Annotated in this window: 22 protein-coding genes and 1 pseudogene; 7 read left to right on the forward strand and 16 right to left on the reverse strand. The window is 74.9% G+C overall.

All coding sequences use genetic code 11. The features are described 5' to 3' along the window. Positions 1 to 312: hypothetical protein (locus tag VIM19_14655; GenBank protein ID HEY5186106.1), on the reverse strand; the 312-nt coding region annotated here is incomplete at its 3' end. Between the two features lie 124 nt (positions 313 to 436). Between VIM19_14655 and VIM19_14660 the strand changes: the two genes are divergently transcribed. Together VIM19_14660 and VIM19_14665 are read left to right on the forward strand one after the other, a co-directional pair. Further along, complete coding sequence (locus tag VIM19_14660) at positions 437 to 1072, forward strand: RNA polymerase sigma factor (GenBank protein HEY5186107.1); 636 nt, start codon at positions 437 to 439, stop codon at positions 1070 to 1072. A 10-nt stretch (positions 1073 to 1082) separates the two neighbouring features. Next, positions 1083 to 1784 carry a hypothetical protein gene (locus tag VIM19_14665; protein HEY5186108.1) on the forward strand — a complete coding sequence of 234 codons (702 nt, stop codon included), beginning with the start codon at positions 1083 to 1085 and terminating at the stop codon, positions 1782 to 1784. Between the two features lie 30 nt (positions 1785 to 1814). On the opposite strand, the gene miaB is transcribed toward VIM19_14665, so the two are convergent. Beyond that, positions 1815 to 3269: a tRNA (N6-isopentenyl adenosine(37)-C2)-methylthiotransferase MiaB gene (gene miaB / locus VIM19_14670; protein ID HEY5186109.1), complete on the reverse strand. Its 1455-nt coding sequence runs from the start codon at positions 3267 to 3269 to the stop codon at positions 1815 to 1817. Between the two features lie 36 nt (positions 3270 to 3305). Between miaB and VIM19_14675 the strand changes: the two genes are divergently transcribed. Genes VIM19_14675 through VIM19_14685 form a run of 3 tightly spaced genes read left to right on the forward strand, consistent with a single transcriptional unit; the run spans position 3306 to position 4184 of the window. After that, entirely contained in the window at positions 3306 to 3518 is a 213-nt protein-coding gene (locus VIM19_14675) for a hypothetical protein (GenBank protein ID HEY5186110.1), read from the forward strand. Continuing rightward, positions 3515 to 3742, forward strand: a complete 228-nt coding sequence (locus VIM19_14680) for a hypothetical protein (GenBank protein ID HEY5186111.1) — start codon at positions 3515 to 3517, stop codon at positions 3740 to 3742. Before VIM19_14675 ends, VIM19_14680 begins: the two co-directional genes overlap by 4 nt. 10 nt (positions 3743 to 3752) lie before the next feature. Next, positions 3753 to 4184 (forward strand): NUDIX hydrolase, encoded by a 432-nt coding sequence (locus VIM19_14685; GenBank protein HEY5186112.1) that lies wholly within the window; start codon positions 3753 to 3755, stop codon positions 4182 to 4184. Here VIM19_14685 and VIM19_14690 read toward each other — a convergent pair. Next, entirely contained in the window at positions 4107 to 4796 is a 690-nt protein-coding gene (locus VIM19_14690; GenBank protein ID HEY5186113.1) for a phosphatase PAP2 family protein, read from the reverse strand. The two genes, VIM19_14685 and VIM19_14690, sit on opposite strands and share 78 nt — an antisense overlap. A 41-nt stretch (positions 4797 to 4837) precedes the next feature. On the opposite strand from VIM19_14690, the gene VIM19_14695 reads away from it, so the two are divergent. Then, positions 4838 to 5797 carry an aminoglycoside phosphotransferase family protein gene (locus tag VIM19_14695; GenBank protein HEY5186114.1) on the forward strand — a complete coding sequence of 320 codons (960 nt, stop codon included), beginning with the start codon at positions 4838 to 4840 and terminating at the stop codon, positions 5795 to 5797. On the opposite strand, the gene VIM19_14700 is transcribed toward VIM19_14695, so the two are convergent. From VIM19_14700 to VIM19_14725, 6 genes are all read right to left on the reverse strand, one after another. Further along, positions 5698 to 6288, reverse strand: coding sequence for a regulatory protein RecX (locus VIM19_14700; protein HEY5186115.1), 591 nt, complete (start codon positions 6286 to 6288; stop codon positions 5698 to 5700). The two genes, VIM19_14695 and VIM19_14700, sit on opposite strands and share 100 nt — an antisense overlap. Before the next feature lie 5 nt (positions 6289 to 6293). Further along, complete coding sequence (recA, locus tag VIM19_14705) at positions 6294 to 7337, reverse strand: recombinase RecA (protein HEY5186116.1); 1044 nt, start codon at positions 7335 to 7337, stop codon at positions 6294 to 6296. A gap of 77 nt (positions 7338 to 7414) precedes the next feature. Beyond that, positions 7415 to 8497, reverse strand: a complete 1083-nt coding sequence (locus VIM19_14710) for an MFS transporter (GenBank protein HEY5186117.1) — start codon at positions 8495 to 8497, stop codon at positions 7415 to 7417. Continuing rightward, positions 8497 to 8754, reverse strand: coding sequence for a hypothetical protein (locus tag VIM19_14715; GenBank protein ID HEY5186118.1), 258 nt, complete (start codon positions 8752 to 8754; stop codon positions 8497 to 8499). Before VIM19_14715 ends, VIM19_14710 begins: the two co-directional genes overlap by 1 nt. 30 nt (positions 8755 to 8784) lie before the next feature. Further along, positions 8785 to 8979, reverse strand: a complete 195-nt coding sequence (locus VIM19_14720) for a DUF3046 domain-containing protein (protein ID HEY5186119.1) — start codon at positions 8977 to 8979, stop codon at positions 8785 to 8787. A gap of 32 nt (positions 8980 to 9011) precedes the next feature. After that, positions 9012 to 9800, reverse strand: a complete 789-nt coding sequence (locus tag VIM19_14725) for a hypothetical protein (protein ID HEY5186120.1) — start codon at positions 9798 to 9800, stop codon at positions 9012 to 9014. A 117-nt stretch (positions 9801 to 9917) separates the two neighbouring features. Here VIM19_14725 and VIM19_14730 point away from each other — a divergent pair, with 117 nt between their 5' ends. After that, positions 9918 to 14459 (forward strand): ATP-dependent helicase, encoded by a 4542-nt coding sequence (locus VIM19_14730; GenBank protein HEY5186121.1) that lies wholly within the window; start codon positions 9918 to 9920, stop codon positions 14457 to 14459. Here the strand turns inward: VIM19_14730 and VIM19_14735 are convergent, their stop codons facing one another. From VIM19_14735 to VIM19_14765, 7 genes and pseudogenes are all read right to left on the reverse strand, one after another. Next, positions 14460 to 14960, reverse strand: a complete 501-nt coding sequence (locus VIM19_14735; protein ID HEY5186122.1) for a helix-turn-helix domain-containing protein — start codon at positions 14958 to 14960, stop codon at positions 14460 to 14462. Positions 14961 to 15013: 53 nt separating this feature from the next. Beyond that, positions 15014 to 15289 (reverse strand): annotated as a pseudogene (locus VIM19_14740) (helix-turn-helix transcriptional regulator). 161 nt (positions 15290 to 15450) lie between these two features. After that, positions 15451 to 16572, reverse strand: a complete 1122-nt coding sequence (locus VIM19_14745) for a nicotinamide-nucleotide amidohydrolase family protein (protein HEY5186123.1) — start codon at positions 16570 to 16572, stop codon at positions 15451 to 15453. Positions 16573 to 16586: 14 nt separating this feature from the next. Further along, on the reverse strand, positions 16587 to 17222 hold the full coding sequence (gene pgsA, locus VIM19_14750; GenBank protein ID HEY5186124.1) for a CDP-diacylglycerol--glycerol-3-phosphate 3-phosphatidyltransferase: 636 nt from the start codon (positions 17220 to 17222) through the stop codon (positions 16587 to 16589). Next, on the reverse strand, positions 17219 to 18628 hold the full coding sequence (rimO, locus tag VIM19_14755) for a 30S ribosomal protein S12 methylthiotransferase RimO (protein ID HEY5186125.1): 1410 nt from the start codon (positions 18626 to 18628) through the stop codon (positions 17219 to 17221). The genes pgsA and rimO overlap by 4 nt, the downstream gene beginning before the upstream one ends. A gap of 53 nt (positions 18629 to 18681) precedes the next feature. Continuing rightward, positions 18682 to 19485, reverse strand: a complete 804-nt coding sequence (locus VIM19_14760) for a RodZ domain-containing protein (protein HEY5186126.1) — start codon at positions 19483 to 19485, stop codon at positions 18682 to 18684. A 152-nt stretch (positions 19486 to 19637) separates the two neighbouring features. Continuing rightward, positions 19638 to 21886: DNA translocase FtsK (locus VIM19_14765; GenBank protein HEY5186127.1), on the reverse strand; the 2249-nt coding region annotated here is incomplete at its 5' end.

Raw genomic sequence — 21886 nt, forward strand, 5'->3', positions numbered from 1 at the left:
CTCGCGGGCCCCCTGGTGCCCGGCCCGGTCCAGCAGCCAGGCCGCGACGGTGAGCGGGGCCGGCAGCACCGGGTCGTCGGGACCCCCGGCCCGCACGTCGACGCCGAACCCGCGCAGGCTGCCGGTCGCGTCCCCCGGCCACCGCCCGCCCGGGTCGGCCGCGCCCAGCACCACGACCCGCTCGGCCGCCGACACCGCCTCCAGGGCCAGGGCGCAGGCGGCCCGGACGTCGTCCAGCTCGCCGGCGGCACCGACCGCGACCTCGGGGACGAGCACCGGCGGCCCAGGCACGAAGGCGACCGCGACGATCACGCGACACCGCCCACCGGTGCGCAGAAACCAGGCATGGTTCCGACCCTACGTGCGCAGCCTCAATCCGCCTCGGCGCGATGCCGATGCCGAGGTCGGGGTACCTCAACCGCACCCAGGGAGCCGCATGCCGCGCGAGCGCTCGCTCGACGAGCTGCTGCTCTGTGCCCGGGGTGGGGACAAGGACGCCTTCGGCGCCCTGTTCCAGCGGCTGTCCCCCGGCGTCGCGGGGTACCTGCGCGCGCACCGCTGCCCGGACGTCGAGGACGTCACCAGCGAGGTGTTCCTCGCCGCGTTCCGCGGGATCTCCCGGTTCGAGGGGGACGCCGCCGCACTGCGCGCCTGGCTGTTCAGCCTGGCCCATCGCCGCCGGGTGGACGCGATCCGGCGCGCCGTCCGGCGTCCGCAGGTCGTCGACGCCGGCCTGGACGACGACCCGCACAGCGAGCCGAGCGCCGAGGAGGTCGCGCTGTCCGGGTCCGGCGCGCCGCAGTCCGGTCTGCACCCCTCCCTCACGGGCGGGGCGCTCGCGCTGCTGCACTGGCTGACCGAGGACCAGCGGGAGGTGCTGGCGCTGCGGGTGGTCGCCGACCTGTCCCTGGAGGAAACCGCCGTGGCTCTCGGGCGCAGCGTCGGCGCGGTCAAGGCGCTGCAGCACCGGGCGCTCGAGGCGCTGCGACGGCTGGTCGAGCAGGGCACGGCGGTGGGCCGAACGGGTGACAGCGGCCACGGGGCGTATCCCCCGGTGGCCGCCGTGCGATGACAGGGGTGAGATGAGCAACGGCGACGACTTCTTCGACGACCGGCTGGCCGGTCCCACCGGGACCCAGCAGGGGGTCGAGGGCGTGCTGCGCGACCTGCGCCGACTGGCTGACCAGCCCGCGCCACGTCCCGGGGCCGAGCTCGCCGCCTTCCTGGCCGCGGCGCCGACCGTCGCCCCCGCCGGACGGCTGACCCCCGTGAAACGGCGGATCACCCGGCTGGCCGCCCGCGCGGCGAGCATGGGGGCCGCAGGCGCCATCGTGCTAGGGGGCGGCGCCGTGGCGATGGCCTGCGTCGGCGTCGTCACCGTGGCGCACGTGACGTCGCAGGACCCCAAGCCGCCGGCCGTCGTGAGCACGCTGCTGCCGACCCACTCCGAGGCCAGCGAGTCCCCGGAGGTCGGGGCCACGGCCACCCGGTCGACGGCCCCGACCGCGACGACCACCCACACCACCGTGCCGGCCAAGTCGCCCGAGGCCAACCAGACGGCCGAGCCCAGCGGGTCGCCGGGCCAAGACAAGAGCGGCGCCAACCACAACGACGGCCAGGGCCAGGACGACCAGCGGGCCCACGTGAACAGCGGCGGACCGGTCAACCACCAAAGCGACCAGTGGCGGCAGGGTCTCGGCCAGGGCTTCAGCGGCCCGAAGGCGGTCGGCGGCGCCGGTGGCTTCGGCCGCAACGACGGAACCCAGCAGGGCGGCGGACGCTAGCCCCGACCCGGACACCGCGGGCGTGCGGCGTCAGGCGCGAACCGAGGGCATCCCCAGGAGCACGCCCCCACCCGTGGGGACGTGCTCCTCGTTCGTCTGCTGCCGGGCCAGCCAGGCGTCACCGGCCCGGGTGCGGCGCACCGCGAAGGTCGGGCCGTCGGCCACCAGGTGGTGCGGTGCCGCGTAGGTGACCTGGACGGTCGCGACGTCCCCCGGCCGCGGTGGCTGCTGCCCCTGCGGCACGGTGAAGTGCACCAGCCGGTTGTCCGGTGCCCGGCCGGACAGCCGGTGCGTCGCGTCGTCCTTGCGGCCCTCGCCCTCGGCCACCAGCACCTCGAGCACCCGGCCGACCTGCCGCCGGTTCTCAGCCCAGGCGATGTCGTCCTGCAGGGCCACCAGCCGCTCGTACCGCTCCTGGACGACGGACTTGGGCACCTGGTCGGCCATCTCCGCGGCCGGCGTCCCCGGCCGGGGCGAGTACTGGAAGGTGAACGCGCCGGCGAACCGGGCCGCCCGAACCACGTCCAGGGTGGCCTCGAACTCGGCGTCGGTCTCCCCGGGGAAGCCGACGATGATGTCGGTGGTGATGGCGGCGTCCGGCATGACGGCCCGGACCCGCTCGATGAGGCCGAGGTAGCGCTCCTGCCGGTACGACCGGCGCATCCGGCGCAGCACGTCGTCCGAGCCGGACTGCAGCGGCATGTGCAGGCTGGGCATCACGTTCGGGGTCTGTGCCATCGCCTCGATGACGTCGTCGGTGAAGTCCTTGGGGTGCGGGCTGGTGAACCGCACCCGCTCCAGCCCCTCGACGTCGCCGCAGGCCCGCAGCAGCTTGGAGAACGCCTGCCGGTCGCCGAACTCCACGCCGTAGGAGTTCACGTTCTGCCCGAGCAGGGTGACCTCGAGGACACCCTGCTCGACCAGCGCCTCGACCTCGGCGAGGACGTCGCCGGGGCGGCGGTCCTTCTCGGTGCCGCGCAGGCTCGGGACGATGCAGAACGTGCAGGTGTTGTTGCAGCCCACGCTGATGGAGACGCACGCCGCGTAGGCGGACTCGCGCCGGGTGGGCAGCGTGGACGGGAAGACCTCCAGCGACTCGAGGATCTCCACCTGCGCGGTCTGGTTGTGCCGGGCCCGCTCGAGCAGCACCGGCAGCGAGCCGATGTTGTGGGTGCCGAAGACGACGTCCACCCAGGGGGCCCGGCGGGTGATCTCGCCGCGGTCCTTCTGGGCCAGGCAGCCCCCGACGGCGATCTGCATGCCCGGGCGCTGCGCCTTCACGGGGGCCAGGTGGCCGAGGTTGCCGTACAGGCGGTTGTCGGCGTTCTCGCGCACCGCGCAGGTGTTGAACACGACGACGTCGGCCGGCTCGTCCTCGGCCGCGCGCCGGTAGCCCGCGTCCTCCAGTAGGCCGGCCAGCCGCTCGGAGTCGTGGGTGTTCATCTGGCACCCGTAGGTGCGGATCTGGTAGCTGCGCTGTGTCATGTCGGGGTCAAGGGTAGGCGGACCTACGCTGCCCCCGTGCCCACCCCACCCAGGCACCTGACGGCCAGCGCCGTCGTGGTCACCCCGGACGGCACCCGGGTGCTGCTGCGGCACCCCCGGTTCGGGCGCTGGGGCCCGCTTGGCGGCCACGTGGAGGGGACGAGTCCCTGCCGGACGCCGTCCACCGGGAGGTGGCCAAGGAGTCCGGGCTGGCCGACGTCCGGGTCCTGGAACCCGCTCTCGGCGTGACGCAGGCCATGGTTTCCTGCGGTGTCACCTGCGGCCGCGGCGAGGAGGTCCGGCACCGGGACCACTTGTTCGCGGTCGTGGCCGACCCGGAGCACCCGCTCGCTGCCGAACCGGGCTCGGTGCTGGCCTGGTTCGCCGTGGGCGCGCTGCCGGAGCCCGCCGTCCCGGGGCTGGGCGCGGGGGTCAGCGCGGCCGCGGAGGCCGCGCGCGGAGCCCGCTCGTAGAGTCGAGGACGTGAACGCGAGCCAGCAGCACGCCCTCGTGGGGGTGCTCGCCGTCGACCCGGCCGGGACGCAGGTGCTCTTGGAGCGCGACCCGGAGTTCGGCCGGTGGGGGGTGGTCAGCGCCCACCTCAAGGGACGTGAGCGACCGCTCTCGGCCGTGACCCGCACCCTGCGCGACGCGACTGGCCTGGTGCCGCAGCACACCCTGCAGCCGCACCTGGCCATCCTGCAGGACGTCTACGCCTGCCCGGACGGACCCGAGCCGGTGCGCCATGTCGAGCACGTGTTCGCGGTCGTCGTCGACCGGCTGGCGCCGCTCGGCGGGGACCACCCGCACCGGCTGGAGTGGTTCCCGGTCCGGGCGCTACCCGAGCCGCTCGTCCCGGGGCTGCACCTGCAGGTCCGGGCCGCGCTGCGGCTGCTCGACGCGCAGCAGGACTGACGTCGTCAGCGACAGCCAGGCCAGCGCCAGCGCCCAGCCGGCGAGCACGTCGGTGAGCCAGTGCACGCTGAGCACGATCCGGCTGATCCCGATGAGCGGGCCCACGACGCACGCAGCCAGCGCTATCCGCCGCCCCAGCCGGCCGGGGACCAGGAGCAGCGCCAGCACCGACAGCGCGCCGAACAGGTAGATCCCGGCGGCCGCGTGGCCGGAGGGGTAGCTGAACCCGTGCGCCGCAACCAGGTGGTCGACCGTCGCGGGGCGGGCCCGCTCGACGAGCAGCTTGACCGAGGTGTTGAGCAGCGCACCACCGGCCGCGGTCGCAGCCAGGTAGACGGCCGCCGGCCGGGCCCCCCGGGCGTAGAGGAGCAGCGCCAGGACCACGACCACCGCGGTCACGACCAACGGGTTGCCCAGCCAGGTGATGGCCTCGGCGACCCGGACGATCGCTGGCCGCGTGGTCACCCACTGCCGCACGGTGCGCTCGACCGCGGAGTCCAGCCGGGCCAGCTGGTGGCCGTCCAGCAGCACGACCAGGGTGAGCGCCAGGAAGAACCCCAACGACGTCCACCCGACGACCCGAAGCCGGTTGGGCGACGGGAAAGTGGGCATGCACGGCACTGTAGGGGGCGAGGGTGCGACAGGATGGCCCGGTGGGAGCCGTCGAGCAGTACGCGGCCGCAGCCGGCGTCGACCCGGCAACCTCGGGGTTGGTGCTCGACTTGCGCGGCAAGCAGCACGTGGTGCTGGTCGACCGGACCGCCGGCCTGGTCTGGCGGTTCCCCCGGACACCGGACCGGCTGGCCCTGCTCGAGGACGACGCGGCCCGACTGCGGGCAGCGCACCGGCTGGGGCTGCCGGCGCCCGCGGTGCTCGGTGCGGTCCTGGACGCGCCGCTGGGCCGGGCGCACCTGCTGCTGGAGTACCTGCCCGGTATCGCCATGGACGACCCGGCGGTCCGCGGCCTGGACGACGCGTCCGCCGCACGGCTGGGTCGCGACCTGGCCGCGCTGCTGGCCCGGACCCGCTGCCTGCCGGCCGGGGCCTGGCCGCTGCCGGCCCCGGAGTGGGTCGGGCTGTGGCAGGCGCTGGCCGACGAGCTGTCGGCCAGCGTGGTGCCGTTGCTGCCGGTTGCACTGGCCGAGCGCGCCGTCGCGGACCTGGACCGGGCGGTTCACGCGGCTCGACGGGCCCCGCAGGGGCTGATCCACGGCGACCTGGGCGGGGTCAACCTCCGGGTGGACCCGGCCACGGGTGCGCTGACCGGCGTGCTGGACTGGGACGGCGCGGTGCCCGGCGACCCGGCCGTGGACACCATCGCGGTGGCCGTGGGCGCCGACCCGCGGGTGGTCGCCTCGATGCTGGCCGCCGGGCCCGAGCTGGCCGGCGACCTGGAGCGGGCCAGAGCGTATGTGGCCACCTGGGCGCTGCAGGAGATGTCCTGGGGGCTGCGCCACGACGATCCGGGGCTCACCCAGGACGGGCTGGCCCGGTTCGCCGGCTCGCTGACCGGTCAGTCCGGCTCGGCGGTGTCCAGCCCGGCCAGCTGGTCCTCGGCGAGACCCTCCGCTGCCAGGCCTTCTCCGGCCAGCGCCTCGCGGACCACCCGGTAGCTGAGCCCGCCCGGGTAGCCCTTGCGGGCCAGCAGCCCGGTCAGCCGGCGCACACGGGCGGCCGGCTCCAGGCTGCGGGTCGCGGGCAGCCGGCGGGCCACCAGCGCTCGGGCGGTGGCCAGCTCACGGTCCGAGTCGAGCTCGTCGAGGGCTTGGTCGACGAGCGGGTCGGGCACCCCCCGGTGCCGCAGCTCGTGGGCCAGCGCCCGGCGGGCCAGCCCCCGGCCGGTGTGCCGGGACTCGACCCAGGCGGACGCGTACGCGGCGTCGTCGACCAGGCCGACCTCACAGAACCGTTCGAGCAGCCGTCGGACCGACTCCTCCGGCACGTTACGCCGGGCCATCACCTGCTCGAGCTGGGCCCTGGTCCGCGGGCCGAAGCCCAGCTGCTGCAGTGCGATGGTGCGGGCCACGTCGTCGGGGTCGGCGTCCGGCCCCACGTCGCGGTGGCCGCCCGGCTCCGGCGGCGCGGGCCGGCTCCGATGTGCCATGCGGATCAGATCGTGACCGGGACAGCGGAGGTCAGGTCGACCCCGGCGTCCAGGGTCGCGCCGATGCCGAGCTTCTCCTTGATCTTCTTCTCGATCTCGTCGGCGAGGTCGGGGTTGTCCCGCAGGAAGGTGCGGGCGTTCTCCTTGCCCTGGCCCAGCTGGTCGCCGTCGTAGGTGTACCAGGCCCCGCTCTTGCGGACGATCCCGTTGTCGACGCCCATGTCGATCAGGCCGCCCTCGCGGGAGATCCCCTGGCCGTAGATGATGTCGAACTCGGCCTGCTTGAACGGCGGGGCGACCTTGTTCTTCACCACCTTGACGCGGGTGCGGTTGCCGACCGCGTCGGTGCCGTCCTTGAGCGTCTCGATCCGGCGGACGTCGAGCCGCACGCTCGAGTAGAACTTCAGCGCCTTGCCGCCGGTCGTGGTCTCCGGCGAGCCGAACATCACGCCGATCTTCTCGCGCAGCTGGTTGATGAAGATCGCCGTGGTGTTGGTGTTGCTCAGCGCCCCGGTCATCTTGCGCAGCGCCTGCGACATCAGCCGGGCCTGCAGGCCCACGTGGTTGTCGCCCATCTCGCCCTCGATCTCGGCCCGTGGTACCAACGCGGCCACCGAGTCGATGACCAAGATGTCCAGGGCGCCCGAGCGGACCAACATGTCGGCGATCTCCAGCGCCTGCTCGCCGGTGTCCGGCTGGGAGACCAGCAGCGCGTCGGTGTCGACGCCGAGCTTGCCGGCGTAGTCGGGGTCGAGGGCGTGCTCGGCGTCGATGAACGCGGCGATCCCGCCGGCCCGCTGCGCGCTGGCCACCGCGTGCAGCGCCACCGTGGTCTTGCCGGAGGACTCCGGGCCGTAAATCTCCACCACCCGGCCGCGGGGCAGTCCGCCGATGCCAAGCGCGACATCGAGCGCGATCGACCCGGTCGGGATGACCTCAATCGGCACCCGCACCTCGTCGCCGAGCCGCATGACGGAGCCCTTGCCGAAGGACTTCTCGATCTGTGCGAGGGCGGTGTCGAGCGCCTTCTCGCGGTCTGCTGCTGCCATGCTGGCTGCCTCCGGGGGTCGGGCCGGTGTCGTGCGCCGGTTCGGTGCGGGCGGGCGGGGCTTGCCCTGCAACGACGCTACGACCCGCCACCGACAACCAGCGAGAGCCGACACCGAGGCTGTGGACGAAGCGACAGCGGGAAGCCTAGGTCGAACGAGTGTTCGAATCCAACCGACACGCCGGGTGGGCCGCACCGATCACCAGCAGCCCGACCAGACCGGCCGCCCCCACCGTGAGCCAGCCGTACGACGTCAGCGCATCGACGCACCCCGGCGAGCGCCCCGTCCACCGCGCCGGCCGCGTTCATGGCCAGGTCGGCCGCGCCTTGCACCGAGGTCCGGCTGGCCGCCGGCACCGGCTCGGTGAGCAGCGTGGAGCCGGCGACCAGCCCGCAGGACCAGCCCAGTCCGAGCAGGAACAGGCCCACCCCCAGCTGGGCCGAGTCGTGCACGGGCGCCGTCCCGGCCACCGCGGCGGACGCGAGCAGCAGCACCGCGCCCAGGTAGATCATCGGGACCCGGCCGAACCGGTCGACGGCCCAGCCCACCACCGGGGAGAGGGCGTAGAAGCCGGCGATGTGCACGCTGATCACCAGGCCGATGACGGTGAGCGAGACGTCCACGTGCCGCATGTGGATCGGGGTCATCACCATGACCCCGACCATGGCGGTGTGCGCGACCACGATGGCGCCGAGCCCCAGCAGCGCCCGTGGCGTCTGGCCTACGACGCGGTACGCCGCCCGCACCGACAGGGCCGGGTTGGCGACGCCGCCGGCCGCGACGAACCGGCGCCGGGCCAGCAGCAGCGCGCCGAGCGCGAACGCCACCAGCGAGAACAGGTACGGCCCGGCCAGCATCGGCAGCCCCAGCTCGAGCGCCACCCGTCCGGCCGGGTCGGCCAGGTTCGGCCCGGCGACCGCGCCGATCGTGGTCGCCCACACCACCAGGGACAGGGCGCGGGCCCGGTGCCGCGGCTCGGCCAGGTCGGTCGCCGCGTAGCGGGCCTGCAGCCCGGTCGCTGACGCCGTCCCGAACAGGAACGTGCCCACGAGCAGCAGCGGCAGCCACCGGGTCACCGTCGCGACGAGCACGACGGCCGCCCCCAGCGCCCCCACCATCAGTCCGGCCGCCAGCCCAGGCTGGCGGCCGCGCCGGTTCATCAGCCGGGACAGCCGGGACGGCGGCCACCGCGGCGCCCAGGGTGCTCGCGGTCTGCGCCAGGCCGGCCCGCAGAGTCGGAGTTGGCCAGGCTCGCGGCGATCAGCCCGCCGACGGCCACGCCGGCGCCGACCCCTAGCCCGCCGAGCACCTGCGCACCGGACAGCCCGCCCACCGTGCGCCGCTGGACGGCGGCCACGAAACCGGCGCCTTCGGCCGAGGCTGCGGCCAGGACTTCGGGCCGCGCGTCGGACGTCACCGAGGCAGGGTAAGCGATCGGTCGGAGCGGTCAGCGGGCGGACGGCGGCAGCTGCAGGTGCGACCAGACTGCGCGCCAGACCAGCAGGGTGTCCTCGCCCTGGGCCAGCGCCTGGTCCACGGTGCGCCCGCCGAGCTCGGCGAGCACCGTGTCCCGCGCCCACGAGGCCGCGTAGCTGGGACCGAGGTGGTCCTCCATCCGCCGCCAGAAGTCGCTGAGCCGCACGGCCGCGACGGTAGCCGATCTGGTGGTCGGGGTCAGCCCTCGGGCTGGCCGGTCGCCACCGCGGACGACACCCCCGGCAGGATGCTCCCGGCCGGCACCTCAGCCACCGCCGGAGCCGCCGGAGCCGTCGGACGCCGTCGCATCGTCATGACCAGAAGCCCGCCCATCAGCGCGAGACCGGCCACCAGGCCGCCGACGACCAGCCACATCCCTGCCGGCGACGCCGGCGTGGCGCTCGCCACGGCCTGCAGGGCGATCTTCTCCCCCGGCTTCGGCGTCCAGGTGACCGTGCGGCCGTCTATCACGCCGTTCGCACTCAGCACGTCACCGGGGAAGGACAGCCGCACCCGCAGCTGCGGGCTGGCGCCGAGGGCGGACAGGTCGATCGGCGCGGCCGAGGCGCTGCCCCCGGGGCTGCCCCCGGAACTGGCCCCCGACGTGCCTCCGGCGGTGGACATGTCCAGCGTGCCGCTGACCCGGAACGTGTCGCCGTCCCGGGTGATCGACAGGTCGTTGCCGCTGGAGCCGGACCGGAACTGGCTGATCGGCACCCCGCTGAAGTTCATCTGGGTACCCGCGTAGGTGCCGTCGTCGTACGGCTGCTGGGTGACGTGGCCCTGCGTGGGCTGTGTCGTCGTGCCCTGGTTCAGCAGGTCGCTGAGGTTCCCCCCGGCCATCCCCTGGAGCTTCTTGTCGACCGCGAGGACGACGGCGCCGTCGACCGTGTTGTCCGGCTGGACCGCCAGGTTCATGTCGAGCTTCACGCATCCCGACAGCGCCAACGCCAACGCGGCCACGGCCGCAATCCGCAGAATCCGCATCTTCCGCATGTTCGGGACATCGGCGACCGGGGCCCGAGACTCAAGCGCCCTTGGCACCGACCGCTGACATCGACCGCTGGCAGCGGCTGTCGGTGGGCGGGGGCAGGATGGAGGGCCATGGCCCGCCGTCCCCCCGCAGCAGACGACCCGCTGGCCGGGTTCTCGGCTGCGACCCGGGCCTGGTTCAACGGGGCGTTCGCTGGCCCGACCGCGGCGCAGGCCGGCACCTGGGACGCCGTCCGGTCCGGGCGGGACGTCCTCGTGGTCGCGCCCACCGGCTCGGGCAAGACGCTCGCGGCGTTCCTGTGGTCGCTGGACCGGATCGCCGCCGAGCCCCGCCCCGCGGACCGCAAGCGGCGCCTTCGCGTGCTCTACGTCTCCCCGCTCAAGGCGCTGGCCGTGGACGTCGAACGCAACCTGCGCGCACCCCTTGCCGGCATCCGGCAGGCCAGCGTCCGGCTCGGGCTGGCCGAGCCCGACGTCGAGGTGGCCCTGCGCACCGGGGACACCCCGGCCGACCAGCGGCGGCGGATCGCGACCCGGCCGCCGGACGTGCTCATCACCACCCCCGAATCGCTGTTCCTGCTGCTCACCTCGCAGTCCAGGGAGGCGCTGCGCGGCGTCGACACGGTGATCATCGACGAGGCGCACGCCGTGGCCGGCACCAAGCGTGGCGCCCACCTCGCGGTCAGCCTGGAGCGGCTGGACGCGCTGCTGGAGCGCCCGGCCCGGCGGATCGGGCTGTCCGCCACCGTCCGCCCGGTCGAGGAGGTGGCCCGGTTCCTCGGCGGCACCCGGGACGTCACCGTGGTCCAGCCGCCGTCGGAGAAGCGGATCGAGCTCGAGGTCGTCGTCCCGGTCGAGGACCTCGGCGACCTCGGCGGCACCGGCCCCGGCCCGGACCGGGACCCGGACGCCCCCCGACCGTCCATCTGGCCGCACGTCGAGGAGCGCATCGTCGACCTGGTCCAGGCGCACCGCTCGACCATCGTGTTCGCCAACTCGCGGCGGCTGGCCGAGCGGCTGTGCGCCCGGCTCAACGAGATCGCCCACGAGCGGGCCACCGGCGAGGTGCTGCCGGACGCCGGCCACCTCACCGCGGCCGAGATCATGGCGCAGAGCGGCACCTCCCGCGGCGCCGAGGGGGTGCTGGCCAAGGCGCACCACGGCTCAGTGTCGAAGGAACAGCGGGCGCTCATCGAGGAGGAGCTCAAGGCCGGCCGGCTGCAGGCGGTCGTGGCGACGTCCAGCCTCGAGCTGGGCATCGACATGGGCGCGGTCGACCTCGTGGTGCAGGTCGAGTCGCCGCCGTCTGTGGCCAGCGGGCTGCAGCGGGTCGGCCGGGCCGGGCACCAGGTCGGGGCGGTCAGCCGCGGCGTGGTGTTCCCCAAGTACCGCGGCGACCTCGTGCAGACCGCGGTGGTCGCCGAGCGGATGGTGTCCGGCGCGATCGAGGAGCTCCGCTACCCCCGCAACCCGCTCGACGTGCTGGCCCAGCAGGTGGTCGCCATGGTCGCGGTCGACGACTGGGATGTCGACGCGCTGCTGGCCCTGGTCCGGCGGGCCGCGCCGTTCGCCGGGCTGCCGCAGTCGGCCTACGACGGCGTCCTGGACATGCTGGCCGGGCGCTACCCCAGCGACGCGTTCGCTGAGCTGCGGCCGCGGCTGGTGTGGGACCGGGTGACCGGCACCCTGAGCGGTCGTCCCGGCGCACAGCGGCTGGCCGTGACCAGCGGCGGCACCATCCCCGACCGCGGGCTGTTCGGGGTGTTCCTGGTGGGCGAGAAGGCGGCCCGGGTCGGCGAGCTGGACGAGGAGATGGTCTACGAGTCGCGCATCGGCGACGTGTTCACGCTCGGCTCGTCGTCCTGGCGGATCGAGGACATCACCCACGACCGGGTCCTGGTCTCGCCGGCGCCGGGGCAGCCCGGCCGGCTGCCGTTCTGGAAGGGCGACTCGCTGGGCCGCCCGGCCGAGCTCGGGGCCGCCGTGGGTGCGTTCGTGCGCACGCTCGCCAAGCTGGACGAGGACGCCGCGGCCGCGCGGGTAGCCGCCGCCGGGCTGGACGAGCTCGCGGCCCGCAACCTGCTGGCCTACCTGCGGGAGCAGCGGGAGGCCACCGGGCAGGTTCCGGACGACCGCACGATCGTCGTGGAGCGGTTCCGCGACGAGCTGGGCGACTGGCGGGTGGCGGTCCACTCCCCCTACGGCGCGCAGGTGCACGCCCCCTGGGCGCTGGCCGTGGCCGGGCGGCTGCGCGACCGGTATGGCATCGACGTCCAGGCCATGCACGCCGACGACGGCATCGTGCTCCGGCTGCCCGAGACCGACGTCGAGCCGCCGGCAGACCTCGCCGTCCTCGACCCGGACGACGTCGAGGCCATGGTCACCGCCGAGGTCGGCGGCTCGGCGCTGTTCGCGGCCCGGTTCCGCGAGTGCGCGGCCAGGGCGCTGCTGCTGCCGCGGCGCGACCCGGGGCGCCGCTCCCCGCTGTGGCAGCAGCGGCAGCGCTCGGCCCAGCTGCTGTCGGTGGCCGCCGAGTACGGCTCGTTCCCGATCGTCCTGGAGACCATGCGCGAGGTGCTGCAGGACGTCTTCGACGTCCCGGCGCTGGTGCGGCTGATGCGCGACGTCGCCGAGCGCCGGGTGCGGGTGGTCGAGCTGGAGACCCGAGAGCCGTCCCCGTTCGCCCGGTCGCTGCTGTTCGGCTACGTGGCGCAGTACCTCTACGAGGGCGACTCGCCGCTGGCCGAGCGGCGGGCCGCCGCGCTGGCGCTGGACACCTCGCTGCTGGCCGAGCTGCTCGGCCAGGCCGACCTGCGCGAGCTGCTCGACCCCGAGTCGGTGGCCGGCGTCGAGGCCGACCTGCAGCGGACGACGACCACCCGGCAGGCCCGCTCGATGGAGGCAGCGGCGGACCTGCTGCGCGGGCTCGGCCCGCTCACCACCGAGGAGGTGCTGGCCAGGGTCACCGAGCCGGGAGAGGCCCCGGGGTGGCTGTTCGCGCTGGAGTCGGCCCGGCGGGCGCTGCGGGTGCGCATCGCCGGGGTCGAGCACTGGACCGCGGTCGAGGACGCCGGCCGGCTGCGCGACGCGCTCGGGGTCCCGCTGCCGGCCGGCATCCCGGAGGCGTTCCTCGAGCCGGTGGCCGACCCGGTGGGCGACCTGGTGGCCCGCTATGCCCGCACCCACGGCCCGTTCCACGCGACCGCCGCAGCCGAGCGGTTCGGGCTGGGGGTGGCCGTCGTCCAGGGCACGCTGACCCGGCTGGCCGCGGCCGGCCGGGTGGTCGAGGGCGACTTCAGCCCCGGCGGGAGCGGGACCGAGTGGTGCGGCACGGAGGTGCTGCGGTTGCTGCGCCGGCGGTCGCTGGCCGCGCTGCGGCACGAGGCCGAGCCGGTGTCCCCGACCGCCCTGGCCCGGTTCCTCCCGGTCTGGCAGGGCGTGGGCGGGACCCTGCGCGGTCCGGACGGCGTTCTGAGCGTGGCCGAGCAGCTGGCCGGCACGCCGGTGCCGGCGTCCGCGCTGGAACGCCTGGTGCTGCCGGCCCGGGTGGCCGGCTACTCCCCCGCGCTGCTGGACGAGCTGACCACGACCGGCGAGGTGGTCTGGGCCGGGCACGGATCGCTGCCCGGCGACGACGGGTGGGTGTCCCTGCACCTGGCCGAGACGGCCCCGCTGACGCTGCCGCTCGTCGACGGGTTCGAGCCGGACGAGGTGCAGCGGGCCGTGCTCGACGCGCTCGACGGCGGGGCCGCGCTGTTCCTGCCCGCGCTGGCGCAGCGGGTCGGCGCACCGGCGGACTCCGACCTGATCGCGGCACTGTGGGGCCTGGTGTGGGGCGGGCGGCTCACCAACGACACGCTCGCCCCGCTGCGCAGCCTGCTCACCGGCCGGCCCGCGCACCGGGCCCGCCCGGCCGCACCACGGGTCCGGTACGGGCGCCGCGGCGGCCGGCTCGGGGGCCCGGTGCGCAGCGGGGCGCCCACGATGCCGGGCCGCTGGTCGTTGCTGCCGCCGGCCGAGCCGGACCCGACCCGGCGGGCCACGGCGCTGGCCGAGGGACTGCTGGAGCGGCACGGGGTGGTGACCCGGGGCGCGGTCGTGGCCGAGCGGGCACCCGGCGGGTTCGCCGCCGTCTACCGGGTGCTGTCCGCGTTCGAGGAGTCCGGCCACTGCCGCCGCGGGTACGTCGTGGAGGGGCTGGGCGCCGCCCAGTTCGCCATCCCGGGAGCCGTGGACCGGCTGCGCTCGTTCGCCGCCGACAGCCGCAAGCCGTCACCCGCGATGGTGCTGGCCGCGACCGACCCGGCCAGCGCCTACGGGGCCGCGCTGCCGTGGCCGGAGCGCGGCTCCGAGACCGGGCACCGGCCCGGCCGGAAGGCAGGTTCGCTCGTGGTGCTCGTCGACGGCGCGCTGGTGCTCTACGTCGAGCGCGGCGGGCGCACCCTGCTGTCGTTCACCGACGACCCGGCGCCGGTGCAGGCGGCCGCCGACGCCCTGGCGCTGGCCGTGCACGAGGGCCAGCTGGGCCGGCTGCAGGTGGAGCGAACCGACGGGACCTCCGTGCTGGGACCCACCTCCGGGGGTGCGCTCGGCGCGGCCCTGGCCGGCGCCGGCTTCCGGCTCACCCCGCGGGGCCTGCGGCTGCGCAGCTGATCAGAGCCCGGCGCCGAGCACGGCGGCCTGCGCGCGCACGGTCGGCTCGTCGCCCGGGCGGCTCAGCTGGGTCACCAGCCAGCGCAGGACCAGGTCGACGCCAGCGGGGTCGTCGGGCCGCCCGGCCGCGACCAGGGCCCGCCGGACGGCGTCGGACGCCGCCGGCCAGCCCGCGAGCAGCGCCTCGTTGGTCACGGCAGCCCGACCGGGGTGCGCGCCCACCGCCAGGGCCGTCACGGTCAGCGCGTCGGCCAGGTCCACAGCCGCGGCGGCGACCAGCACGGCAGTGAGCGCCCCGACCTCGCGGCGCGCCAGCGCGGACCACACGTCGTCCTTGGTGCGGAAGTGGTTGTAGAGCGTGGCCTTGGCCACGCGGGCGTCGCGGGCGATCTGCGCCATGGTGACGCCGGCGGTGCCGTGCTCGGCCACCGAGCGCAACGCGCCGTCCAGGATCGCCTGCCGGGTGTGCGCCATGGTGGCGGCCACCGGCGGCACGGTCACCTGGGTGCGGGTCAGGCCGCCGAAGCGACGACCGTGGACCGCGGCGGTCCGTCGACCGGCGCGGCGGCCACCTCAGCCGCGACCGACTCGGACAGCTCGGCCAGCGCGAACTCGTCACTCACCGACCGCAGCACCACCGACATCGGGACGTCGAGCGCCGAGCAGATCGAGGCGAGCAGCTCGCTGCTGGCCTCCTTCTGGCCCCGCTCGACCTCGGAGAGGTAGCCGAGGGAAACCCGCGCAGCCGCGGACACCTCGCGCAGGGTACGGCCCTGGCGCAGCCGCTGGTTGCGCAACTCGTCACCGAGCACTCGACGCAACAGCACCATGCGGCGATCCCTCCCTCCCGAACTCGTTCCCGGACTTATGGAATCCACGGTACCCCCAGGAGCCGACAGCAGCCCGGCACCTGACCACACCGTCACCCGAGCGGCCCTGTAACACTGTAATCACCACAGTAGCCACGTGGCGGCCAACGTGCCCACCGAGGTCACCTGTCGGCGGCGAGCACCCGGCGCAGCAGGTCGAGCGCGTGCGCGACGGTCTTGGCCCGGATCTGCGGCCGGTCCCCACCCAGGGAGGGCGACTCGACCACGCTGCGCTCCCCCGGTCCCACGACGGCGACGTGCACCGTCCCCGGCGGGACGCCGTCCTGCGGGTCCGGCCCGGCCACCCCGGTGGTCGCTACCCCGACGCCGGTCCCGAACGAGGTGCGGGCGCCCAGGGCCATCTGGCGGGCCACCTCGGCGTCCACCGGCCCGACCCGGGCCAGCAGGTCGGCATCCACCCCGAGCAGGGCGTGCTTGGCCGACGTCGCGTAGGCCACCACGCCGCCGCGGAACACCGTCGACGCACCGGGGACGTCGACCAGCGTCGCGGCCAGCAGGCCCCCGGTGAGCGACTCGGCCACGGCCAGGTCGGTCGAGCGCGCGGCCAGCAGCCCGAGCACCCGCGCGGCCGGCGTCTCGTCGTCCGCGGCCGCCACGACGTCCCCGAGCAGCGCGGCCGCCCGCTGCCACGCCGCGCCCACGGTCGCCGGGTCGGTTCCGGTCAGCCGGACCCGGATCTCGGCGGTGCCGGCCAGGTAGGCCAGCCGGACGCCGTCCGGCAGGTCGGCCTCGAGCGGCGTCAGCCGCGCGGCCACCGCCGGCTCCCCGAGGGTGGCGACCCGCAGCTGTCGGGTGACCAGCGCCGGCGGCCCGTCGGCCCGGTCTCGCAGCCAGGGCACGACGTGGTCGGTGACCATCCGGCGCAGCTCGCCGGGGACCCCTGGGACGGCGAACAGCGGCTGGCCGCCGACGTCCAGCCGCACGCCGGGCGCGGTGCCCACCGGGTTGGGCAGCTCGGTCCAGTGCGGCGCGAGCTGCTGCAGGGCCAGCAGGGTCCGGTCGTCGGACGTCGGCCCGAGCCCGCCGCTGACCACGACCGCGTCGGCGGCCGCCAGCGCCGTCCGGACCGCCGCCACGATCGGATCCACGTCGTCGCCCACCTCGACCCCGAGGACCACGGGCAGCCCGGCGGCGGCGAGTGTCGCGCCCAGCCAGGCCAGGTTGGTGTTGACGACGTCCCCGAGCAGCAGCTCCTCGCCGACGGCGACCACGGCCACTCGCACCGCCGGGTCCGTCCTTAGCCCTCGACGCCCGAGGTGCCGGCCGCCTGCGCGCGCGTCAGCCGGGCCGTGTGCCGCAGCCGCTGCGCCTTGACCACATAGTCGACGCCGGTGACCACGGTGACGACGAGCGCCGCCCCCATGATCCAGGCCGCCAGCGTGGCCGCCCAGCCGGACAGCGGCGCCACGTAGAGCCCGATGGCCAGCCCCTGCAGCAGCGTCTTCAGCTTGCCGCCCCGGCTGGCCGGGATCACGCCGTCTCTGATCACCCAGAACCGCAGCAGGGTCACCCCGATCTCACGGACCAGGATGACGACGGTCACCCACCAGGGCAGCTGGCCGAGCACGGACAGCCCCACCAGCGCGGTGCCCATGAGCGCCTTGTCCGCGATCGGGTCGGCGATCTTGCCGAAGCTGGTCACCAGGCCGCGGGAGCGGGCTAGCTCGCCGTCGGCCAGGTCGGTCAGCGCGGCCACGACGAACACCACGAATGCCGCCCAGCGCCAGGCCGGGTCCAAGCCGTCGCCGTGGAAGAGCAGCACCGCGAACACCGGTACGAGCAGCAGCCGCAGCGCGGTCAGCGCGTTCGCGATGTTGAGCGTGCGGACGGTCTGGACCGGGTCTCCCAGGTGGTCGGGGGGCGCCGGCTTCACCGCTGGGCCACCAGGTCGACGCCTTCGGCCCCGACCAGCTCGGCGACCACGACGTCGCCGACCCGCAGCCCGGCGCCGTCCAGCACCGTCGTGGTGCCGTCGACCTCCGGCCCCTGGTGCGCGGCCCGGCCCTCGACCAGCGCCGACGGGCCGTCGCCCTCGACCGACTCGACCAGGACCTCGACCTTCTCCCCGATCCGGTCCTCGGCGCGCTGCGCCGTGAGCTCCTCGACCAGTCGGGTGACCCGCTCGACCCGCTCCGCCACGCCGACGTCGTCCAGCTGGTCGGCGAACCCCTCGGCCTCGGTGCCGTCCTCGTCGGAGTAGCCAAACACCCCCACGACGTCCAGCCGGGCGGCCTCGAGGAAGCCCTCCAGCTCGGCGACGTCCGCCTCGGTCTCCCCCGGGAATCCGACGATCACGTTCGAGCGGACGCCGGCCAGGGGGGCCAGCCGCCGGATCGAGGCGAGCAGCTCGAGGAACGCGTCGGGGCCGCCGAAGCGGCGCATCCGGCGCAGCACTGTCGCGCTGGCGTGCTGGAAGGACAGGTCGAAGTAGGGCACCACGCCAGGAGTCCCCGCCAGCGCCTCGACCAGCGAGGGGCGCAGCTCGGCCGGCTGCAGGTAGGAGACCCGGACCCGCTCGATCCCGTCCACCGCGGCCAGCTCGGGCAGCAGCGTCTCCAGCAGCCGCAGGTCGCCGAGGTCCTTGCCGTAGGAGGTGGAGTTCTCGCTCACCAGGAACAGCTCGCGCACGCCTTGCTCGGCCAGCCAGCGCGCCTCGGCCAGCACGTCGGCAGGACGCCGGGACGTGAACGCGCCGCGGAAGGTGGGGATCGCGCAGAACGAGCAGCGCCGGTCGCAGCCGGAGGCCAGCTTGAGCGGCGCGGTGGGGCTGCCGTCGAGTCGACGTCGGACGACGGGCGGCCCGGACGCCGGACCGGTCACCGCCGCGGCCACCCGGTCGACCGGGCTGATCGGCAGCAGGGTCCGCCGGTCGGTCGGGGTCGGCGCGGCCACCGTCTCACCGGCGAGCACCGCGCGCAGCCGGTCGCCGATCAGCGGGTAGTCGTCGAAGCCCAGCACGGCGTCCGCCTCCGGCAGCTCGGCCGCCAGCTCGGTGCCGTAGCGCTGCGCCAGGCAGCCCACCGCGACGACGGCCCTGGGCCCGCCCTCGGCCTTGAGGTCGGCCGCCGCCAGCAGGGTGTCGACCGAGTCCTTCTTGGCCGCGGCGACGAACCCGCAGGTGTTGACCAGGACCGCGTCGGCGTCCGCGGCGTCGTCGACCAGGACGAAGCCGTCCGCGGCCAGCCGACCGGCCAGCTCCTCGGAGTCCACCTCGTTGCGCGCGCAGCCGAGCGTGACGAGGGCCACGCGCTGCGGGGCAGCCGTCGAGGGGGCGGGCATGGGTCCAGCCTAGGTGGTGCGCGGTGCGGACCAGGACCCGCGCGGAGCGGGGCTCAGCCGCCGGCGAGCGGGTTGCCGGGGACGAAGCTCAGCCGGACCACCTCGCCGGTCTTGCCCGGCGAGCCGATCTCCACGCCGTTGACGTTGAGGGAGACGGCGCCGGCGTTGCCGAGCACGAGCTTGACGCTCGCCGGGTCGGTGAACACCTTGGTGGTGCCGGCCGCGACGATGCCGGTGAACGACTCGGTGCTGCCGGTGGTGACCGACAGCCAGCTCTTGCCCGAGTTGACCGTGAGCCGCACCGTCACCCCGCCGGGCAGCGCCGCGATGGCGCTGTTCGTTGGTGCGCTGCTGGGGGCAGGTGACGTCGTCGAGGCGCTGGCCGTGGGCAGCGCCGCCGAGCTGGACCCGGTCGGCTCGCTGATCGCCGTGCGGCCGCTGCCGCCACCGCGGTTGACCAGCTGCAGGACGCCGATCACGGCGACGACCAGCAGGGCCACGGCCATGGCCGCCGTCCAGTTCGGGCCGCGGCGCTCCGGGCGGGCCGCGGTCTCGGACTCGAACACCTCGGTGGCGCTCGGCCCGTGCGGCGCGTGCAGCCGGTCGAACTCGGCGACCAGCGGGGCCGGGTCGGCGCCCACGATGCCGGCCAGGGTGCGCAGGTGCCCGCGGGCGTAGACGTCGCCGCCGCACAAGGTGAAGTCGTCCGCCTCGATGTGCTCGATCACGGTGCGTCGGACCCGGCTGCGCTCGGCGACGTCCTCCAACGTCATCCCCGCTGCCTCGCGGGCAGCCGTCAGCTCCGCACCGATCGACACGGCCGCCGCCTCCTCCCAGGTCCTTCCTTTGGTCGACACCGGGTGACGATGACTGAACCGTCAGTCACGCTGGGTTATCGACCGTGCACGTGCGAAGGTGATGCCCCGCGCAGGCGTGCGTGAACCATGCTACGCCGCGCCCGATCACCGCCGGCAGGCCGTTTTGCGCGGGATGTCCCTTTCCGGACGCGCTATTCGCCGCGCAGGGTGAACAGGAGGCCGTCCAGCTCGTCCGGCGGGACGAGCACGTCGCGGGCCTTGGACCCCTCGGAGGGTCCGACGATGCCGCGGGTCTCCATCAGGTCCATGAGCCGGCCGGCCTTGGCGAAGCCCACTCGCAGCTTGCGCTGCAGCATGGACGTCGAGCCGAACTGGGTGGTCACCACCAGCTCCACGGCCTGGCACAGCAGGTCGAGGTCGTCGCCGACCTCCTCGTCGATCTCCTTCTTGGGGCCGGCCCCGACCGTCACGTCCTCGCGGTAGCTGGGCTGCAGCTGGGCCTTGCAGTGCTCGACCACCTGGTGGATCTCGGTCTCGGTGACCCAGGCCCCCTGGATCCGCATCGGCTTGCTGGCCCCCATGGGCAGGAACAGGCCGTCACCCTGGCCGACCAGCTTCTCGGCGCCCGGCTGGTCGAGGATGACCCGGCTGTCCGCCAGGCTGGACGTGGCGAACGCCAGCCGGCTGGGCACGTTGGCCTTGATCAGGCCGGTCACGACGTCGACCGAGGGTCGCTGGGTGGCGAGCACCAGGTGGATCCCGGCGGCCCGGGCCAGCTGGGTGATCCGCACGATCGAGTCCTCGACGTCGCGGGGGGCGACCATCATGAGGTCGGCCAGCTCGTCGACGACGACCAGCAGGTACGGGTACGGCTGGATCACCCGCTCGCTGCCCGGCAGCGGCTGCACGGCACCCGAGCGGACGGCCTTGTTGAAGTCGTCGATGTGCCGGAACCCGAACGCCGCGAGGTCGTCGTAGCGGGCGTCCATCTCCCGGACCACCCACTGCAGCGCCTCGGCCGCCTTCTTCGGGTTGGTGATGATCGGCGTGATCAGGTGCGGCACGCCCTCGTACGCCGTGAGCTCCACCCGCTTGGGGTCAACGAGGATCAGCCGGACCTCGTCGGGGGTGGACCTCAGCAGGATCGAGGTGATCAGCGAGTTGATGCAGGACGACTTGCCCGAGCCCGTGGCCCCGGCAACCAGCAGGTGCGGCATCTTGGCCAGGTTGGCCACGACGAACCCGCCCTCGACGTCCTTGCCGAGACCGACCATGAGCATGTGGTGGTCGGAGGTCGCCACGGCCGCCCGGAGCACGTCGCCGAGGCTGACGATCTCCTTGTCCGCGTTCGGGATCTCGATACCGATGGCCGACTTGCCAGGGATCGGCGACAGGATCCGCACGTCCGCGCTGGCCACCGCGTAGGCGATGTTCCTGCTCAGTGCGGTGACCCGCTCGACCTTGACCGCCGGGCCGAGCTCGAGCTCGTACCGGGTGACCGTCGGGCCGCGGGTGTAGCCGGTGACCTGCGCGTCGATCTCGAACTGCTCGAGCACGGTGGTGAGCCGCCCGACCACGGCGTCGCTGGCCTCGCTGCGCCGCTTGTGCACCGCGCCGGGCTTGAGCAGGTCGGGCGAGGGCAGGTGGTAGGTGACGTCGCCGGAGAGCAGCAGCTGTTCCGCGCGCGGCGGCAGCGGCACCGCAGGGGCCGGCTCGGCCGACTTCGCGGCCGGCGCCAGCCGCACCGGCTGGGTCTCCAGCTGCTCGGCCGGCGTCTGGACCAGCGGCGTCGCGTAGGCCTCCTGGCCGTTGGGCCCGGTGGCAGCGTCGTCGGCGTCCGGCTGGGCGACCCCCACCCGGCGACGCGGTCGAGACCGCTTCACCGGCGGCCGGGTGGCGCCGTCGGTGAGGTCGAGGAGGTCGGGCTGCGGCGCGGCGAGGGCCTCGGCCGGCCGGCGCAGCAGCCAGGCCTCGAGGTCGCGCAGCCGCTTCGGGATCTGGTGCACCGGGGTGGCGGTGAGCACGAGCAGGCCGAAGACCACGAGCAGCAGCAGCAGCGGGGCGGCCACGTAGGCGGACACTCCCGCCACCAGGGGCGCCGAGGCGATCCAGCCGAGCCAGCCGCCGGCGGCGCGCATCGCCGTGGCGCCGTCCGAGGGCTGCGGGGTGCCGTGGGCGACCTGCAGCAGGCCGAGGGCGCCGAGCAGCACCGCCGTCCAGCCGATCACCAGCCGTCCGGCCGGGGCGTTGCGGTCCGGGTGCCGCAGCACCCGCCAGGCCCAGCCGAGCAGCAGCAGCGGCACCGTCCAGGCCAGCCGGCCGGTCGCCCCGACGACGACCGCGGCGACTACACCGCCGACCGGGCCCGGCAGCCCCCACCAGGTGACCGCGGCCGTGAGCACGGCCAGCCCGATGAGCAGCAGGCCGAACCCGTCGCGGC

Source organism: Actinomycetes bacterium (assembly GCA_036510875.1).
Classification (GTDB): domain Bacteria; phylum Actinomycetota; class Actinomycetes; order Prado026; family Prado026; genus DATCDE01.

What these genes read in the sequence shown, in the direction of transcription:
- VIM19_14660 (HEY5186107.1), top strand. Translation starts at nt 437, where the DNA reads ATGCCGCGCGAGCGCTCGCTCGACGAGCTGCTGCTCTGTGCCCGGGGT.
- VIM19_14665 (HEY5186108.1), top strand. Translation starts at nt 1,083, where the DNA reads ATGAGCAACGGCGACGACTTCTTCGACGACCGGCTGGCCGGTCCCACC.
- miaB (HEY5186109.1), bottom strand. Translation starts at nt 3,269, where the DNA reads ATGACACAGCGCAGCTACCAGATCCGCACCTACGGGTGCCAGATGAAC.
- VIM19_14690 (HEY5186113.1), bottom strand. Translation starts at nt 4,796, where the DNA reads ATGCCCACTTTCCCGTCGCCCAACCGGCTTCGGGTCGTCGGGTGGACG.
- VIM19_14700 (HEY5186115.1), bottom strand. Translation starts at nt 6,288, where the DNA reads ATGGCACATCGGAGCCGGCCCGCGCCGCCGGAGCCGGGCGGCCACCGC.
- recA (HEY5186116.1), bottom strand. Translation starts at nt 7,337, where the DNA reads ATGGCAGCAGCAGACCGCGAGAAGGCGCTCGACACCGCCCTCGCACAG.
- VIM19_14710 (HEY5186117.1), bottom strand. Translation starts at nt 8,497, where the DNA reads ATGAACCGGCGCGGCCGCCAGCCTGGGCTGGCGGCCGGACTGATGGTG.
- VIM19_14725 (HEY5186120.1), bottom strand. Translation starts at nt 9,800, where the DNA reads ATGCGGATTCTGCGGATTGCGGCCGTGGCCGCGTTGGCGTTGGCGCTG.
- VIM19_14730 (HEY5186121.1), top strand. Translation starts at nt 9,918, where the DNA reads ATGGCCCGCCGTCCCCCCGCAGCAGACGACCCGCTGGCCGGGTTCTCG.
- rimO (HEY5186125.1), bottom strand. Translation starts at nt 18,628, where the DNA reads ATGCCCGCCCCCTCGACGGCTGCCCCGCAGCGCGTGGCCCTCGTCACG.